Source organism: Paenibacillus sp. UNC451MF (genome assembly GCF_000686845.1).
Taxonomy (GTDB): domain Bacteria; phylum Bacillota; class Bacilli; order Paenibacillales; family NBRC-103111; genus Paenibacillus_S.
Genome location: NZ_JMLS01000009.1, coordinates 232,896 through 248,925 on the forward strand (window position 1 = coordinate 232,896; position 16,030 = coordinate 248,925).

Sequence of the window (16,030 nt, forward strand, 5' to 3'; positions counted from 1 at the left end):
TTCTTCAATCGCAGCCGACTTATGATTTTCGCCATTTGTATCCTACTCCCCAGACGGTTTCAATCATGTTTTCGCAGCCATGCTCTTTCAATTTGGCACGAATTCGCCTGATATGTTCCGCTATCACGCTGCCGTCGCCTTCTTCCCCCAGACCCCATACTTTTTCATAAATATGTTCTTTATCAAACACCATTCCAGGATGTGTGGAAAACAGCTCTACAATATCGAACTCTTTTTTTGCCAAGGAAATTGGTTCATCATGGATGAACAGTGTACGAGCTGAATAATCAATAACCAAGTCCTCACTAAACTTTATCGACGTTTTATTTTGACTTCGCATTTCCCTGCGTAAATGAGCTTCTACCCTTGCACCCAGTTCATGAATACTGAACGGCTTTAGAATATAATCATCCCCACCAGCCTGAAACCCTGCTATCTTATCCGCATCCTCAACGCGGGCTGTTAGAAATAAAATAGGACAGGACACAAAGCGCCGGATTTTCCTGCACAGTTCAAGACCATTAAGTTCAGGCATGTTGATGTCCAGCAGAACAAGATCCGGTTTATTTTCAATTTGACGTAACGCCTCAGTACCGTTCCTAGCCGTCATAACAAAATACCCGTTGATTTCAAAATAATCCGTCAGCAGTTTTCGAAGATCGGCTTCATCATCTATGACCAATAACTTTTTCATACACCTTCCCCACTCCCTATTTCCAAATCATTTATATCCAGCATAACAAAAATCGTTTGGCATCCCAAACAGTGGAGCCTGACAACTGAGAGTGAAATGCGATTGATTCAACTACTGTTCACCCTTGTTCTGCTCCCCCTGTCTCTACCGATCTATCGGCCTATTTCCCTACTGGATTGCTCCTCTTTAAACCTTTATTTGCATGAATATAAAAAAAACTATGTATTTTCACACCTAATTTAAGTAATATTATATAGCGGAAAAATAATAGACATCAGGAGGTAAATATGCTGTTCAAAGAGCAATTCGACGAAATTCAACGTATTGCGCGGACGATCTTCGACAATCCCGAACTGGGCTATAAAGAAGTGAAAACCCGGCAGACGGTTGTGGATTTTTTGACTCGCATCCATCCCGAGATCGAACTCGAAACCTTCAGCACGACAGGGGTTAAGACGTCGCTCGGCAGCGGGAAGAAGCTGAATATCGCCTTCATCGCGGAGTTGGATGCCGTCTATGCCCCTTCGCATTGGCGTGCGGATCAAGCTACGGGCGCGGCGCATAATTGCGGCCACTATACCCAGGTAGCTATCGCGCTCGCGCTATACAAATACTTTTATACGACAGGCGCATACAAGGCTTGGGATTACACGCTGACGTTCATCTTCGTTCCTGCGGAAGAGTATCTTGATCTCGCTTATCGGGACGAGCTTCTCAAGAATAAGGAGATTTCGTATTACGGCGGCAAGCCGGAGGCGATGAAGCTCGGTGTGTTCGACGATATCGACATCGGCGTTTGCGTCCATGCTATGGGCGGCGAATTCCCAGTGCGAACGATTGAAACGAACTGCGACCTAGCCGGATTTTTGTACAAGCGGTATACGTTCGAGGGCAAGGCTACGCATGCCGGCTTCGACCCGTTCTCTGCAAAAAACGCCTACAGCATGTCGACGCTGTTCAATGTCGCTCTCGGCCTATCCCGCCAGCAAATGAAAGACTCTGAGAAGGTCCGGATGAATCCGATCGTAATGGAGTCCGACATGTCCACCAATGTCATTCCGAACCGGATTAAGGTCGGATCAGACCTGAGAACGCTGACGGTCGGTTACATGAAGGAAGCCGCTGTCAAAATGGACGATGCGGCCAAAGGAAGCGCGCTTGCGCTGCAAGGAACCGTATCGATCGAAACGCAGATGGGCTATTTGCCGTTCGTACAGGACCGCTACTTGTCCGAATTTGTTATCGAAGCGTTCCATGCCAATGACGAAATTGCCGCTTTTCGGAACGAAACGCCGATCAGCGCCGCAGGAGATATCGGGGATTTATCTTACATGATTCCTTGCATTCAAATCGGCTACAGCGGATTTACCGGCACCATCCATGGAGACGACTTCAAGGATATCGATCCCGAGTTCATATACGAAGTATTCCCGAGATTTCTCGCTGACGTATTTGAACGTTTCAACGGCCGGATCGATCCATCTAAGCTGTACCGCCGTTCCTATGAGGAGTATGAAAAATTAATTAACTCGATTGCGCAATAGTAATTAACGGAAAAGAGGATCATCATGAAATCGACGGTTTCCAAGGCTAATTTTATACTTTTGCTCGTTTTTGCGCTTTTGGTCATTACCGTGTCAGAGTTTATCGGCATTCAGGCCGTTAAGTTCGGTACGATCAAAATCAGCTTCCTGCCGCTGGTCTACGCAATCCTGATTACAATGATTCTTGGGATCACCGTAGTGCGCAAAGGCATTCTGAAGAAGGTTTACAGCAAAGATAATGTCAACTTCTCAGGAAAATATTTGATCTTCATCATGCTTCCCTTGATGGCTAGATACGGGGCGGACGTCGCTCCCAAAATTCATGAAATTTTACAAGTCGGCTGGATTTTCGTTATCCAGGAGTTCGGCCATTTATGTACCGTCTTGATCGGTCTACCGATCGCCATTTTGATCGGTTTGAGAAGAGAAGCTATCGGCGCGACGCTCGGGATAGGACGTGAAGGTGAGCTTGCCTATATTTCCGAGAAATATACGCTCGATTCGGACGAAGGCCGCGGTGTCTTGTCGCTGTACATCATCGGAACGCTGTTCGGAACGCTGTTCTTTAGCATTGTCACGCCAATACTGCTGTCTCTCGGCTTTGACGTAGAAGCATTAGCCATGTCGGCGGGTGTAGGCTCCGCTAGTATGATGACGGCAGCCTCCTCGGCCCTGGTCGCCGGAATTCCTGCCAAAGCAGACACCATCACGGCCTATGCCTCGGCAAGCCAACTGCTGACCAGCTTCATGGGTACATACACGATGGTATTCCTAGCTGTGCCGATACAACGATTCATGTATAAACTACTGGTTAGAGGTGCTAAATAATGGAAGGCGGATTAAATAAATACGCAAAGTACGCTTTGGTCTTACTGCTGAGTATATGCCTGATCTTGTTCACACAGGAAATTAAACTGCTCAAAAACCCTCACGGTACTCCGATTTCGATGATGACGATTTACGGGCTGATCGTGCTGTGGCTGTTTTCCTTCATCGGCATTTTGATCTCCGGCTTGATGAAAAAAGTACCGCTCAAGCTGATTCATGATTTCCCTGTGCTCGGCTGGGTATCGATTACTTCACTAGTTTTTTGTCTTATTTCCGATTCCTTCATCAAAATGATTCAAGCGGTTGATTTTCTGTCCATCACGACGCCGATCCTGACATTCGCCGGAATTTCCGTTGCCGACCGTTTGATCGACCTGCGCAAAACATCCTGGAAGGTAGCCATCGTTGCCATTTTCGTCTTTAGCGGGATGTACATAGGCAGCGCCATCCTTGCTCAAATCGGCTTGCACCTTTCCTGATCAACTTACAGCGTTTGCCCCGATAATTAATAGGAATCGGGCTTCACCTCATTTCCATTACAACAAAAAGCCTTAGTCCCGTGTCAAACGGCTAAGGCTTTTTGTACATTTATCCCTGGTTGCTGCCGCAAGTTAAGAAAAGACAGCCGCTCCCTGACGGCTGCCCCCACATGTATTTATTGACCTCTTATGGTCCGCCGCGCCGCTATCTTCGGTCCATTACCCCGAATTTGGTGCCACATGGTTACCATGTCGATCCAGCCACGATGCTCAGTAATCTTGCCGCCCATTACACGATATTCACGGTATAGCGTAACATCAATTGTATTGCCCGTAGGAGCAGTTCCGAAGAACATGCCCTGGTGCGTGCCTTTCACTCTCATTCTTACGAGTACCTTATCCCCTTGACCGAGGATTTCTTCTACAGTGTAGCGTTTATCGGGAAATGCCTCCAAGATCTTGCCTGCGAACTGCTTCAGACCTTCTTTGGATTGATAAGACAGCTCTTGATAATCGTCAGACAGAAATCGATCGACGCAATCCAATTCACTTTGATTCCAAAATGCCTCGATAAACGAATTTACCGTTTCTACGTTGCTTTGTTCTATCGTTTTCATAATCCTACATCTCCTTAAGAGTTAGTTAGGTCGTTTTCAATCAGCAGTTATTGAGCCTGGATTTGAGGTAAAAGTGTGGCGGTATCAAACCAGCCGCGGTGTTCGGTAATTTGACCGTCGATAACACGGAATTCTCGGAATTGCGTCAACTTCACGGTTTTGCCTGTTGGGGCATTTCCTGCAAAATGGCCTGAATGCACAGTGGTCATGAAGATTCTTGCGATAACCTTTTCTCCTTGGACCAAAATTTCATCAACGGTATAACGTCGACCCGTGAAAGCCTCCACGATTTGCGGAGCAAAAAATTGTTCGGTACTATCCATAACGCTCTGATTCGCAATATCCTCGATAAAAGCAGTCACCACGGCTGCATTTTCTTGTTGTATCGTTCTCATACCCAACATCTCCTTTATTATTCGATAAATAATTGATACATCAACCTACGCGGTGCGTTATGCTCGACATATTACGTTACCATTTAGTCACATATTGAAGTAAAAAAAAGCCTTTACTATTAATTTGCTGCCGCGGCACTTACCGAAAGCTTCCGGGTCAGATCCATGAAACTGTTAACCGCATCTCGAACCCTATCACGCATTCCTTGATCTAATGGGGCACCGTCGGGACCGAAAGTATTAGATCCATATCCGATCGAAATCCATTCCGAACAGTTAATCCCGTGCAAATTGCGTACAATAGTCTGCAGATGGGATAGCGAGCTTACTCCGAGCGGACCGCCTGCGGAGCTTACCGAGAGCACCGCCTTGCCAGCAACCTGGCCTTGCGTTATATAGTCCAAGGCATTTTTGAGCGCTCCGGATATGGAACCATGGTATTCCGGGGTAGCAAGGATCAATCCGTCCCCCTCTGCGATTGCTTCCAAGACGCGTTGGACGTTCGGATGAAAATCCCAATTGTCAGGAGAAAAAAGCGGAAGCTGCAGCTCCGATAAGTCAATTAGTGCGACCGAAATATGCTGGTTTTTCAAAAGACTTTCGATGTACTTAAGCAGGTATGTGCTCGTTGCGTTAGCGCGGTTGCTTCCCGCGATCAAGGTTACTTTCATCTTTTACATCCCTTTCATTCTCAAATGGTTGTTTTAATGATTAGAGGGATTTGCATGCCGCCGGCTGACAAACGAATCCGTTTGTGCTAACATGTGACTATAAAGTCACTTTTGTTACTTTAATAATATGTTACCTAATGGTAACGTGTCAAGGGGTTCAAAGCAGCTTTTTTCAAATAGTCGGGGAAGGACGTGTTCAGAATGGAAAATGACATATTCAAAGCACTCGCGGATCCCAGCCGCCGTACGCTTTTGGATTTGCTCCACGCCTCTGACGGGCGCACGCTGAACGATCTCTGCGCGCCGCTCGACATGTCCAGATTCGGCGTCATGAAGCATCTGAATATACTAGAGGAAGCTGGGCTCATTACTACGAGGAAAGCAGGTCGTGAAAAGCTGCATTATTTGAATGCGGTACCTATCCGTCAAATTTATGAGCGATGGGTGAGCAAATACGCCGAACCCTGGGTAATCGGGTTAACATCACTTCAAAACGAACTGGAGCGTGAAACGAATATGGAAAACAAGCCTCGGAATGTAAACCGGATTGCGATCAAAGCGAAGCCTGAACAAGTGTGGCAAGCTCTTACAGATCCGTCCCAAACATCGAAATTTTGGTTCAACTGCGCCATCCGATCCACTTGGGAAATCGAGTCTCCATTCGAGCTATGGAACGGAGCGGAGAAAAAAGCCGAAGGGATCATTCTCGACTTGGACCCTCCAAGTAAACTTGTGATGAGCTGGCGATTTACTTCGTTTCCGGGAACCGAAAACGACACCCCATCGCGCATTACTTGGGAGATTGGTTCACATCCCGAGCTTCACGGCGTGACCCTCGTCACCGTTGTGCATGATGAATTCGAACAAGCTGCGAGCACAGCCAAAATTCTTGAAAATGGGCTGCCGATTGTGCTATCCGGCATGAAGACTTTGCTTGAGACCGGGCAGACTCTAGCAAGTGATTAACGCGAGGGTCTGTCGTACAGCGCGTGGGAGTGCCCGGCGGAGATCACGCTGGGGTTCGATTCCCCTGCTATAATTGCAAATAACCGCTCCAATGAGGGACGGTTGTTTGTTTTTTTGCTGGCATGAATATTGCTAAACATCCAATGCCTTGAGTTCTAATCTTACAGGAAAGGTATACCCCATTGACTCTAACAACATCATAGCTTCCTTATCCTGTTCATTAACCAGCGTCTCAACTTCGTTTCGACCATTCTTAATGTGGTACTCAAAACCCTTCATTATGAGAAATTCACCCAATCCCTTTTTACGCCAACGCGGAATTACGAATAATCTGTCAACTGCACTAGTTTGCCAACACATAACGCTGCCAACAAGTTCATCGCCTTCAAATGCAGAAATGGAATGTAGCTCTGGACCACCCATCATCCATTCCAACATATTTACACTTCTGTATACAACACCTTGATAAAATTGATTTTCTAATTCGGTATATTGGATTCTTTCCTCTTTGGATTTCATTGGGTGGTAATTAACATTAACTCCAACTGGCGTTCTGACTTCAGGTATGGGTTTTTCAAGTGAACGTTGTGCTTTATAATAAGTTTGATAAGGGATAAAGCCCTTCTCCTCGTAAAACTCTTTGTCACCATAAAAATCTTTCCAGGCAACCAACCTTGTTTTCTTGTTTGGATTACGCATCGTTTGACAGGTATCTATGAATATAGGGTAAAGAGCCATTCTCACTTCATTCATACGGCTTGAAGCATATTCATTAGTGTACATAACGATTTCGAATACATCGTGATCATCAGCTATTCCATGTCGTAAGTATCCCACACAAATTAAAATTCCGTCCTCATTAAATACACAACTCATCCTTTGATGATCGAAATCTTTATTGTGCTTAAAAAGTATCCACGCTTTGTGACTTAAATTTTTAACTATTTCCTCTAATTCAGTGCTATATGAATGAACTTGTAGTGGCATCCTAACGTCCTCCCTGAAAGGTATTTTTTCAATCGTAGCAAAGGAAACAGTTTAAAAATATATAAAAGATAATTCAGAATCATTTATTACACAAAAAATCACATCATAAGATCTGATGTGATTTCTACGACCTATATTTTTGAATAAATGATCTTTTTAATACTATCATAGGAAAGACAGAATTGATCAGAGAGTTCATCTATCGTTGCACCATCGGTATATTGTTGACGTATTGCTTCGTTTCTTTGGCTCAAATGTTTTCGGCTTCCTGAATTTTCGCCCCACTTCTTCCGTTGTCCTTCAGGAGTTGGGACGTAAACCATGCTACCGTGGATATATTTCTGTATTTCCTTTAATAGTTCTTCTGGAAAAATGATATCGGCGTTTACATACTTCATGATAGCTCTGCTCCTTAAAATTATTTAAAATTTAAGGTTGCAAAGCCTATCCTATAAACAATTATCGCAACACGCAGATATTAAGGCGGTAATTTAATCCTAGCTCCATACAAACAACCGCCGTTGTTTATAGATCAAGACCTTGCATGGAGCTAATCGTAAATCTTCCCATAATGATTCTCCTTTCAAAAATTGAAACTTTATATCGGGTTATATTCCATATATTAGATCTCAACCCCATTTATTCCTCCAGGGAAATGTAACTTCCATCTATTTATTTAGCATTAATGTTAATTAAATCTGCCCAATACTTCAATGGTCATTAAAAAGGTGCAGTCCTGGCGGCAGCTCCACACTATCGTACCCGTTATGTTGTGTTCCATTGACCTTTGAAGGTATAGAGTCAATTGGTTTGTTTCTTTATCTTACCTACTCGAACATATTCTCAAAAGGTGGTGAGCAATAGTCCTTGATTCGCTAGAACCAATTTATTATCGCCTATTGCTCTCTATATCGCATCGTGATATACTCATGTCATGATATATCACGATGCGATATAACGAGTCATGATGCAATATCTACTGATATAACACAAAGGAGATTATATGGACAGCGAAAAGATCTACCGTCAGTACTTGCCGATGTCTGAAACGGCCTATTACATTTTGCTTTCCCTTACCGAGGTTCGGCACGGCTACGGCATCATTCAATTTGTGGAAGAGTTAACACAAGGTCGGATCCATCTTGGTCCTGGAACCATTTATGGAAGCTTATCGCGTATGGAGAGGGATCGCTTAATTCAGGCAGTTGCTGAAGAAGAACGACGTAAGCTGTATCGCATTACCTCATCTGGTAAGGAACTGCTCAAGCTAGAGATCGCCAGAATCACGGAGTTATACCAGAATGCGAAGAAAGTAGAGGGATCATTAAATGAATGAGACCAAAAGGGTGTTTAAATGGTGGGACAGTTCACAATCGGAGATCATTACCGCATGGCTGGAAAATATGGAAGCACAAGGCTGGCACTTGACTCGAATAAACTGGAATGGTCTACGTTTCCACTTTGAAAAAGGCGCCTCACGGAAAATGAGCTATTGCGTAGATTACCAACCAAAGGCGGATCGTAACTACGCGAGTATTTTTGAAGATACTGGTTGGGATAAAATTTACAGCAGTGCAGGTTGGTATATCTGGAGACAATCCTATCAAGATACAAAACCAGAAATATTTACCGACATTGATTCCATAATCGATCGGAATAAAAGGCTCATCAGTGTATTTACGGCCCTTATTGCCGCACAAATCGTTATTCTCATTACAAACATCAACAATGTTCTTTTCTATCCGTTTCTATTCCTGTATATTCCTCTTATAGGCCTGCTTGGGATTAGTTTATACCGATTGGTTGTAGAAAATAAAAAACTTCTAGCCAAAAAGGAAATCCTTTGATTTGCAAGCTGGCTAGCTGTAAGTCCCTTGTTTACCCTGTTTCCTGTCTGCGCTGCCGTATCCTGAATATTGGTACTTAATTTCCGTAACTGAAATTTTGGGTGGGGACCAGGGATAAGAATGACCCTCCGGCCTGGGATTAGTAATTGGAGCGATGAGGTAGCGCCGAAATCTTTCAACGCACGTCCAACGATCTCCTCACTTGTTCCATCCGAGTATATATTCGCTGTATCGAAGAAGTTGATGCCCAGTTCCAACGCTCTTTTGATGAACGGCCGGCTTTCCTCTTCATTGAGTGACCACAGTGCAGCTGGTACTTCGTCTGAGCTCTGCACCTTATCTAGTTTATCCTGTCATTTTGTTCAGTAAGAAAATCGTTCACAATTTGATAAAAACCGTCTAAATCATCGGAGTGGACCCCATGGCCGCATTCTTCGAAAACTACAAGCTTGGTGTTAGGCCTCCTTACTTCCATCTGTTCTGCCTGTTTCATGTCAAGAAAGAAACTTTTTTTACCATGAATCAGCAAGATAGGGCAATTAGAAGATAACCAGTCTTCCCACCACACCCCATTGGATTGGGGCACGGAAATCTGCAGTCCCTTTAAATCTGTACTGAATCCCCAGCCTAGTTCATCCTCTAGCACGCTTTCTGAAAAATAATCGACCGCTCGAAGTCCTACACTTCCAAGTGAATCTCTTAGTTCTTTTAAGGAAGCCGATCGAAACGGGAGCTTCTCGGCAAAGGAGAAATCGGCGTTTATTTCCACACCGATATCCTCAACAATAACGGCTTTGACCAATTCAGGATAACGAGTTGCGAATTGATAAGCGTTCAATCCGCCTAAAGAATGCCCCAGTATCGTCACTGGTTGTCCCCCGAGTTCCGTTTGGATCAGGTTCAGAATGTCATTTATGTAATCATTCCTTGAGTATTCCTTCCCAGAGGGATGATCACTCCAACCATGTCCGCGTTGATCTAGAGATATAACCCGCCAATCCTTAAATTTGACGGCCAACTCCGAAAAGGTTCTTGCATTAGCCATGTACCCATGTAACATAACAAGCACGTTCTCGCTTTCGCCACCAAAGTCAATGTAGGAAAGCTGAAGATTTCCCGATTTAAAATATTTTCTAATTGCCACAGTTTTATCGTCAGAATTCACCATAGTTGTACTCTCCCTCTTATTAGGTCTAATCCTATTGAAACAATCAATTATCAATACTCACCGGCACGTAGTTACGTTTCTGAAGAACTCGTTGTTTTCGTCCATACAAACATGCAAGCGCGGCGGCAAGTGACAGAAAAATAGAGCTTGATGTTACGCCAATTTGCAAACCATACCGCTCGACAACCCAGCCTCCAACTATGGGACCGATAATTTGCCCTGTTGCAAAAAAAGCGGTGGCAATGCTGAGGCAAACCGTATATACGCTATGTGGTGCATTACGATGCAGAAGTGCGGTCGTCATCAACGGCGGGGTAATAAATGAAACCAACCCAATAATTACGGCACCTAATGAAGTAAGAAGGAAACTATTAGTCGTTACTCCTATCACACCAATCGTGCCTAATGCTAACCCCAGTGCAAGAGTATATCCGCTCGGCCATCGGTCAATGGCTCTTCCTCCAATCCAACCATTGAATAATCCTGCAAATCCGATACCAGACCAAATCAGCCCAGCATAAATCGACGGAATTCCTTTATTCACAAGATAGGGAACCAAAAAAGTGAAATAGATGATATATCCCCAGCCAAAGAAGAAATAAGATCCGAGCAAGAACAAAAACCTCTCTGGACTAAACATGAGCCTGTACACATTGACTTGCTCCTGGTCCCGCTGATTCAATTCAGGTTGTGTGGGTATTATCCGATCGAACCTTTCCTTTCTTGTTACCATCTGAAAACCCATCGTAGCAAGAATACCGAAGACACCCATGGCCACCCAAGCATAGCGCCACCCATCCAAATGAGAAGGATCTATGATATAAGGTGCGAATAAGCCTGTAACCAAAATTCCGGCAGATCCACCTAACCATATAAGGCCCGAAGCCATTCCTCGCTCAGCGGGTTGAACCCCGTCCGTAGCAATAGACAAGACCAACACCGTGGCCAAAGCCGATAACAAACCAATCGTGAACCGCCATAGCCCAAGCTGGATGAAATGATCACTACAAGCCGAACCCATCACTGCCAATCCAAGTAACAAACACGAAATTGTATTCATGATATTCTTTCTATGTGGAAAACGGGCAATAAAAGGTGGGAGGCATAAGGTTCCAACCAAATAACCAATGAAGTTGACGGTTCCTAACATGCCTAATTCACCGTAGCTCCCCCCTATTTCCCTTTGGATGCCCGGCAAGAACAAGCCATAGGATAGCCGCGAAAACCCAAGGATTAAGGCAAATAAAAGTGATGCCCATAAGGTGATCCAATTGAGTGCTGGTTTATAACCCATAACATCCCTCTTCCCGAAAAATAATTATTGTAGTTATTGTAAATTAGCAAGAAAGTTTTGTAAAATTGAATTATCTGAATGAATTATTCATATTTCTTAAACTAAAGGTGATGATCATGGATCTGAGAGCATTAAAGACATTTGAAGCTATTATGCGTCTTGGAAGCTTTCAAAAAGCTGCCGAAGAACTCCAATATGCACCCTCTACGATAACCCTTCAGATTCAGCGTCTTGAAGCTGATTTAGGAGTCTCTTTATTCGTACGTGATGGCAAACGCATGATTGCTTCCGAGGCCGGCCGATGGCTCTATCGAGAAGCATCAGCTTTGCAGAAAACGATAGGATCCATAAGGCAGACTGTCTCTGATATCGGTGCAGGGGATGGCGGCGCCATTCGTTTTGCTGCTATTGAACCCATCGCGAGTGAAAAGGTGGCGGCAATCGTAGCTGATTTCTGTAAGCTTCGTCCGCAAGTGCAGTTAACCATGGAGGTTAGCGGTAGTAAATCTATCGCGGAAAGAGTTCGGTCCGGTGAATTGGATTTCGGTATATGCGCAACTCCACCAGAAAACCTCATGCTGGAGTTTGAACCACTTATTGAGGAAAAATTGGGGGTAATGCTGAGAGCTGATCACCCATTAGCCAATCAAACTTGCATCGAGGCGAACGACCTCGCAGGACTAACCATCCTGCTAAAAGAACAATCCTGTATTTATCGGGAGTTATCAGAAAGGATATTAAGTCAAACTGGTCAAAATCCTTTTTTGGGTATCGAAGTGGGGAGTTTTTCTGTCATTCGGCAAATGGTCAAGGCAGGTCTTGGTATCGGAATTATTCCTATGTATAACGGTTTGGGACTAGAAAGTACCTTGGTCATCAGACCTTTTGTCGATATTAATCCCGTAGTCGTAATAGGCATGGTTTATAAAGATAACAACATCTTGGGCAGGGCATCATTATTATTAATGAATGCCCTAAGGAAGGTTAAAAAACATAATGATAGTCATTAGGTGAGACTTATAACATACAGGTTTCAAATCTGTACCCTTATTATTGCTACAATGGCGATTTCACAGACGGTGAAAGGTTTTGGACTTCGCAGAATATGGATTGGATTATCTATGCTTCTCATGAAGGAACAATAACGTTTGGTGGAGAGTGGTTAGTTAATAAGATAAAGTCATTGTGGTCTGACTGGAAAAGCAAAATTGAGTGGGATACAAAGAATCAATAAAGAAACCACTCCATGATTAGGAGTGGTTTTTCCCTTATATGCTAATAGAGAAAACGCAGACCGTTGCAAAGATCTACATATTGAACTCATATCCCCCGTTAGCTGAATCACTTTCCCCAAGCTCTAAAATCTTCGCTGCACTTTGTTCGGGTGATCTTCAGATAGTTATGTTTTGTGATGGTGGAACCTATCTCGGATGAACCATTCCCACCAACATAGACACAGCTTTTATCTATCGGAGTTCTCCGTCCGTCATAACTAACATAAAAATATTGATCTGTTACAATTCCGTATTCCATATCGGGCTTGGAAGTATCGTAGGTTCCATCGTATCGAATCGGAATTACATCTTACTTACCTTCCTTTTCAAGACTAGGAGCACCCGCAACGTTATAGTTCACCTGGATGTTGCCTTCAAAACCTTCAGGAATTAAATAAATATCGTTCGTTGAAGAGGATTTGGCAGACCATAAAGCAACAATAAGCCCAAATACAACAATGATTCCAAATACAGCCAAAATAATACCGAAAATATACTTGAGATTCCTTGTCACTTTTTCTTATCCTCCTCTCTTCTCCATCGAATTCATAAGTTAGCTCCCTTTGTTAACTTTCTTTCAATCAATAGACGCTCGACGCTAACCAGTTGTTCCGCTAAACTGCCATTTACTTCAATAAACAATAAAAAGGAGTAGCCTCGCAATGCAAGCTTCTCCACATGTTTCCCTTTTATATTATGAGGATTAACTGGATAAAATTTCTCGAAGTGTACGAAATTGCCGATGCCAGCAGTCGCGTCTTAGTTTTTTTATTAGCTTTCGTTCACCTTTAGATTGCTGGATCAATTTGGGTAAGTCTCTTTCAGGAACTTTATAGATTGGTTAATCATCGCCTTCAATACATCAACATCAATGTCGTCTACTTTTTGGATGTATACGCAGGCTTTCCCAGACTTATGTTTTCCGAATTTCTGCAATAACACATCTCGCTCCGTATCCCCTGTTGCAAAATACAGACTGATATTGGCTTTTCTAGGTGAAAAGCCGACAAATGGTGCGTCACCCTCGTGACCAGTTTCGTATTTGTAGTGATATGAGCCAAAGCCGATGATACTCGGTCCCCACATCTTCGCCGGGTAACCGGTCGTTTCGGTGAATGTTTCTAACAATTTGTAGGCGTCCTCGCGCCTCTTAAGATTTTCGACATTCTCAATAAACTCAATGACACTACTGTCCGTTTCTTTTGTTTTCTGTTTATACATAAGTAGAATCTCTCCCTTACTTTTCACATTGTAAGACTTCGCCATGAAGGCATCATGCAAGTAAAACTATTACAACGAAAAGTAAAAGCCTGACTTTCATTAAATCCGTACTCTTCAGCTAATACACTATAGTATTATATCGAAATGCTTTGTATTTGGATATTGCCGCTTCCCCCCTTTATTTCTACTCATTCTCTGATCTCGGATGAGAGTAACCTCCAGTCATAATTACATTTGAAGTCAGCATAAACAATATAGTATCAGAGAGAATTGAATTATAGACATTGGAGGGTAATTATGGAAGGAAACAATGGTTGGTTTCAATTAGAATCACGAAGAAACACCCGTAATCATGCCTCAGAATCAACGGCTCCTCACAAACCTTCAACGCAAAATGTGGAGAACGATGCGCCTTTCAAAGAACATTGGGCGGGAGATATACCGGCAGCTCTACATTCGCAAACTGTAGGTGAAAGAGGTCCCGTACTGGAACAGGACAATGTGCTTCACGAGACACTGGAGACATTTGTACACACAAAAATTATAGAAAGACCGGTGCACGTGAAAGGCTTTGGCGCTTTCGGTTACTTTCAGACCCATCATTCCATGACTGAATTTACAAAGCTCTGTTTTTTACAAAATCCAGGTCAGCAGGTTCCCGTCACTGTGAGATTTTCGCTTGCCGTAAGCAATAAAGGCACTCCGGATACTTCACGGAATGTACGGGGTTTCTCTACCAAGTTTTATACGCAAAATGGTATTTTTGATCTTGTCTGCAATCACATCCCCGTGTTTTCCGTACGAGATGCCATACGCTTTCCCGAGTCAATCAAAGCCTTCCTACCCTCACCGAAAAACAACCTGATTGACCCCGAACGGTTCTGGAGCTTTGTAGCCAGAGCACCGGAATCAACTAATTTTCTTGTCTGGCTCTACTCTGACGTAGGCACAGTAAAAAGCCTCCGCCACATCCGGGGTCATAGTGTGAACACCTATGTGTGGAGGACTGCACAGGGCGTCCGCCGCTATGTTAAGTACCATTGGATGCCGTTAGCCGGCGATAAGTATATAGATCGTCACGAAGCAGCCCGGTTGGCCGGCGAAAATCCGGATATTGCAGGCAAGGATCTGTATGATACTCTAGCAAAGGGAAAGACCGTTGAATATGGGCTTTATGTGCAGCTGATGAATCCTGGTGACGAAGCCACTCTTCCCTATGATCCACTGGATGACACCAAAATCTGGGATGAGCAGCAATATCCTATGGTGCCGGTTGGACGACTGGTATTGAACCGCAATCCGGATAACTATATGGAACAGGTGGAGAAAGTGGCCTTTTCACCTTCCAACCTTTTGGAAGGAGCCGAGTTATCGGACGATAAGATGCTGCAGGGCCGTGCCAATATTTACTGGGATTCGCAGCGCCGGCGGTTGGGGCCGGATTTCCGCAAAATTCCTGTCAACCATCAGGAAAACTGGTCACCTGCTTCCCTTGTGACCAGCGGCAACGATAGATTTGTAGAGGGTCATCTCGTACGGTCGGACCTACCCAAGCCGGATAATTTTACACAAGCCGGCCAATTTTATCGCGCGCTTGCTCCTATGCAGCAAGATCACTTGGTGGATAACCTTTCTGCCGATCTTGCAGGCATATCCCATGAAACTCAAAGCATTGTTTTGAGCTATCTGCACAATGCATCTGCTGAACTGGGAGAAAGAGTCACCCGGAAAATCGAAATGCAAACAAAGAGGTAATCCAGAAAACGGAATCTCGTCAAAACTTTGGAAATTATCACTTGACTTACTGAAAACAAACTGTTAGCATGAACATGTAATCGCTTTGAAAGCGTTTACTATTCATCCCTTATATGAACACTAATGTGACGGTTGGAGCCCATGAGAAACCCGAACAATTTGATTCGCTCGCCTGCGAGCCTGTCTTATTGTTGGGGTTTTTATTTTATTGACCGGGCTCATCCGACAAGGAGGAGGTGCCGCTCGCGGTTTATGGCCAAGTAGCATGGATCAAGATGGAATGAAAAGAT

General features: G+C 44.0%; 17 protein-coding genes and 2 pseudogenes. 8 read left to right on the plus strand and 11 right to left on the minus strand.

All coding sequences use genetic code 11. The annotated features are described in order from the left end of the window. Positions 1 to 19 precede the first annotated feature (19 nt). Positions 20 to 694: a response regulator transcription factor gene (locus BP97_RS0113610; RefSeq protein ID WP_028549596.1), complete on the minus strand. Its 675-nt coding sequence runs from the start codon at positions 692 to 694 to the stop codon at positions 20 to 22. Between the two features lie 287 nt (positions 695 to 981). On the opposite strand from BP97_RS0113610, the gene BP97_RS0113615 reads away from it, so the two are divergent. From BP97_RS0113615 to BP97_RS0113625, 3 genes are read left to right on the plus strand one after another with little or no spacing between them, the layout of a single operon-like run. Next, positions 982 to 2,238, plus strand: a complete 1,257-nt coding sequence (locus tag BP97_RS0113615) for a M20/M25/M40 family metallo-hydrolase (RefSeq protein ID WP_028549597.1) — start codon at positions 982 to 984, stop codon at positions 2,236 to 2,238. A gap of 24 nt (positions 2,239 to 2,262) precedes the next feature. Continuing rightward, positions 2,263 to 3,066 carry a DUF3100 domain-containing protein gene (locus BP97_RS0113620; RefSeq protein ID WP_036745806.1) on the plus strand — a complete coding sequence of 268 codons (804 nt, stop codon included), beginning with the start codon at positions 2,263 to 2,265 and terminating at the stop codon, positions 3,064 to 3,066. Further along, a complete protein-coding gene (locus BP97_RS0113625; protein ID WP_028549599.1) occupies positions 3,066 to 3,545 on the plus strand; it encodes a hypothetical protein in 480 nt (159 codons plus the stop codon). Before BP97_RS0113620 ends, BP97_RS0113625 begins: the two co-directional genes overlap by 1 nt. Positions 3,546 to 3,721: 176 nt before the next feature. On the opposite strand, the gene BP97_RS36200 is transcribed toward BP97_RS0113625, so the two are convergent. From BP97_RS36200 to BP97_RS0113640, 3 genes are all read right to left on the minus strand, one after another. Beyond that, a complete protein-coding gene (locus BP97_RS36200) occupies positions 3,722 to 4,162 on the minus strand; it encodes an ester cyclase (protein ID WP_051620562.1) in 441 nt (146 codons plus the stop codon). 47 nt (positions 4,163 to 4,209) lie between these two features. After that, positions 4,210 to 4,557 carry an ester cyclase gene (locus BP97_RS0113635; RefSeq protein WP_028549600.1) on the minus strand — a complete coding sequence of 116 codons (348 nt, stop codon included), beginning with the start codon at positions 4,555 to 4,557 and terminating at the stop codon, positions 4,210 to 4,212. Between the two features lie 119 nt (positions 4,558 to 4,676). After that, positions 4,677 to 5,228, minus strand: a complete 552-nt coding sequence (locus BP97_RS0113640) for an NADPH-dependent FMN reductase (RefSeq protein WP_028549601.1) — start codon at positions 5,226 to 5,228, stop codon at positions 4,677 to 4,679. Positions 5,229 to 5,429: 201 nt separating this feature from the next. Between BP97_RS0113640 and BP97_RS0113645 the strand changes: the two genes are divergently transcribed. Continuing rightward, entirely contained in the window at positions 5,430 to 6,194 is a 765-nt protein-coding gene (locus tag BP97_RS0113645) for an ArsR/SmtB family transcription factor (protein ID WP_028549602.1), read from the plus strand. Between the two features lie 132 nt (positions 6,195 to 6,326). Here the strand turns inward: BP97_RS0113645 and BP97_RS0113650 are convergent, their stop codons facing one another. Then, a complete protein-coding gene (locus tag BP97_RS0113650) occupies positions 6,327 to 7,181 on the minus strand; it encodes a GNAT family N-acetyltransferase (protein WP_028549603.1) in 855 nt (284 codons plus the stop codon). Positions 7,182 to 7,312: 131 nt separating this feature from the next. Beyond that, entirely contained in the window at positions 7,313 to 7,579 is a 267-nt protein-coding gene (locus BP97_RS0113655) for a CD3324 family protein (protein ID WP_028549604.1), read from the minus strand. Positions 7,580 to 8,184: 605 nt separating this feature from the next. Between BP97_RS0113655 and BP97_RS0113660 the strand changes: the two genes are divergently transcribed. Further along, complete coding sequence (locus BP97_RS0113660; protein WP_028549605.1) at positions 8,185 to 8,517, plus strand: PadR family transcriptional regulator; 333 nt, start codon at positions 8,185 to 8,187, stop codon at positions 8,515 to 8,517. Beyond that, positions 8,510 to 9,028: a DUF2812 domain-containing protein gene (locus BP97_RS0113665; protein ID WP_028549606.1), complete on the plus strand. Its 519-nt coding sequence runs from the start codon at positions 8,510 to 8,512 to the stop codon at positions 9,026 to 9,028. Before BP97_RS0113660 ends, BP97_RS0113665 begins: the two co-directional genes overlap by 8 nt. Positions 9,029 to 9,195: 167 nt before the next feature. Here BP97_RS0113665 and BP97_RS39670 read toward each other — a convergent pair. The 3 genes and pseudogenes from BP97_RS39670 to BP97_RS0113675 form a co-directional block, all read right to left on the minus strand. Then, positions 9,196 to 9,363, minus strand: a pseudogene (locus BP97_RS39670) (aldo/keto reductase); the annotation flags it as partial. A 5-nt stretch (positions 9,364 to 9,368) separates the two neighbouring features. Next, positions 9,369 to 10,196, minus strand: coding sequence for an alpha/beta fold hydrolase (locus tag BP97_RS0113670; RefSeq protein WP_028549607.1), 828 nt, complete (start codon positions 10,194 to 10,196; stop codon positions 9,369 to 9,371). A 43-nt stretch (positions 10,197 to 10,239) separates the two neighbouring features. Then, complete coding sequence (locus BP97_RS0113675; RefSeq protein ID WP_028549608.1) at positions 10,240 to 11,490, minus strand: YbfB/YjiJ family MFS transporter; 1,251 nt, start codon at positions 11,488 to 11,490, stop codon at positions 10,240 to 10,242. Between the two features lie 116 nt (positions 11,491 to 11,606). Here BP97_RS0113675 and BP97_RS0113680 point away from each other — a divergent pair, with 116 nt between their 5' ends. Continuing rightward, entirely contained in the window at positions 11,607 to 12,500 is an 894-nt protein-coding gene (locus BP97_RS0113680) for a LysR family transcriptional regulator (RefSeq protein WP_028549609.1), read from the plus strand. Positions 12,501 to 12,831: 331 nt separating this feature from the next. Here the strand turns inward: BP97_RS0113680 and BP97_RS41565 are convergent. Beyond that, positions 12,832 to 13,278, minus strand: a pseudogene (locus tag BP97_RS41565) (DUF6843 domain-containing protein). Positions 13,279 to 13,565: 287 nt separating this feature from the next. Further along, entirely contained in the window at positions 13,566 to 13,985 is a 420-nt protein-coding gene (locus BP97_RS0113690) for a DUF1801 domain-containing protein (protein ID WP_028549610.1), read from the minus strand. A 297-nt stretch (positions 13,986 to 14,282) separates the two neighbouring features. Here BP97_RS0113690 and BP97_RS0113695 point away from each other — a divergent pair, with 297 nt between their 5' ends. Next, positions 14,283 to 15,740, plus strand: a complete 1,458-nt coding sequence (locus tag BP97_RS0113695) for a catalase (RefSeq protein WP_028549611.1) — start codon at positions 14,283 to 14,285, stop codon at positions 15,738 to 15,740. Positions 15,741 to 16,030: the final 290 nt, after the last annotated feature.

Excerpts from the sequence above, each read along its gene's own strand:
- BP97_RS0113610 (WP_028549596.1), bottom strand. The coding sequence starts at position 694 with ATGAAAAAGTTATTGGTCATAGATGATGAAGCCGATCTTCGAAAACTG.
- BP97_RS0113615 (WP_028549597.1), top strand. The coding sequence starts at position 982 with ATGCTGTTCAAAGAGCAATTCGACGAAATTCAACGTATTGCGCGGACG.
- BP97_RS0113670 (WP_028549607.1), bottom strand. The coding sequence starts at position 10,196 with ATGGTGAATTCTGACGATAAAACTGTGGCAATTAGAAAATATTTTAAA.
- BP97_RS0113640 (WP_028549601.1), bottom strand. The coding sequence starts at position 5,228 with ATGAAAGTAACCTTGATCGCGGGAAGCAACCGCGCTAACGCAACGAGC.
- BP97_RS0113620 (WP_036745806.1), top strand. The coding sequence starts at position 2,263 with ATGAAATCGACGGTTTCCAAGGCTAATTTTATACTTTTGCTCGTTTTT.
- BP97_RS0113655 (WP_028549604.1), bottom strand. The coding sequence starts at position 7,579 with ATGAAGTATGTAAACGCCGATATCATTTTTCCAGAAGAACTATTAAAG.
- BP97_RS0113660 (WP_028549605.1), top strand. The coding sequence starts at position 8,185 with ATGGACAGCGAAAAGATCTACCGTCAGTACTTGCCGATGTCTGAAACG.
- BP97_RS0113675 (WP_028549608.1), bottom strand. The coding sequence starts at position 11,490 with ATGGGTTATAAACCAGCACTCAATTGGATCACCTTATGGGCATCACTT.
- BP97_RS0113635 (WP_028549600.1), bottom strand. The coding sequence starts at position 4,557 with ATGAGAACGATACAACAAGAAAATGCAGCCGTGGTGACTGCTTTTATC.
- BP97_RS0113645 (WP_028549602.1), top strand. The coding sequence starts at position 5,430 with ATGGAAAATGACATATTCAAAGCACTCGCGGATCCCAGCCGCCGTACG.
- BP97_RS0113690 (WP_028549610.1), bottom strand. The coding sequence starts at position 13,985 with ATGTATAAACAGAAAACAAAAGAAACGGACAGTAGTGTCATTGAGTTT.
- BP97_RS0113695 (WP_028549611.1), top strand. The coding sequence starts at position 14,283 with ATGGAAGGAAACAATGGTTGGTTTCAATTAGAATCACGAAGAAACACC.
- BP97_RS0113680 (WP_028549609.1), top strand. The coding sequence starts at position 11,607 with ATGGATCTGAGAGCATTAAAGACATTTGAAGCTATTATGCGTCTTGGA.
- BP97_RS0113625 (WP_028549599.1), top strand. The coding sequence starts at position 3,066 with ATGGAAGGCGGATTAAATAAATACGCAAAGTACGCTTTGGTCTTACTG.
- BP97_RS36200 (WP_051620562.1), bottom strand. The coding sequence starts at position 4,162 with ATGAAAACGATAGAACAAAGCAACGTAGAAACGGTAAATTCGTTTATC.
- BP97_RS0113650 (WP_028549603.1), bottom strand. The coding sequence starts at position 7,181 with ATGCCACTACAAGTTCATTCATATAGCACTGAATTAGAGGAAATAGTT.
- BP97_RS0113665 (WP_028549606.1), top strand. The coding sequence starts at position 8,510 with ATGAATGAGACCAAAAGGGTGTTTAAATGGTGGGACAGTTCACAATCG.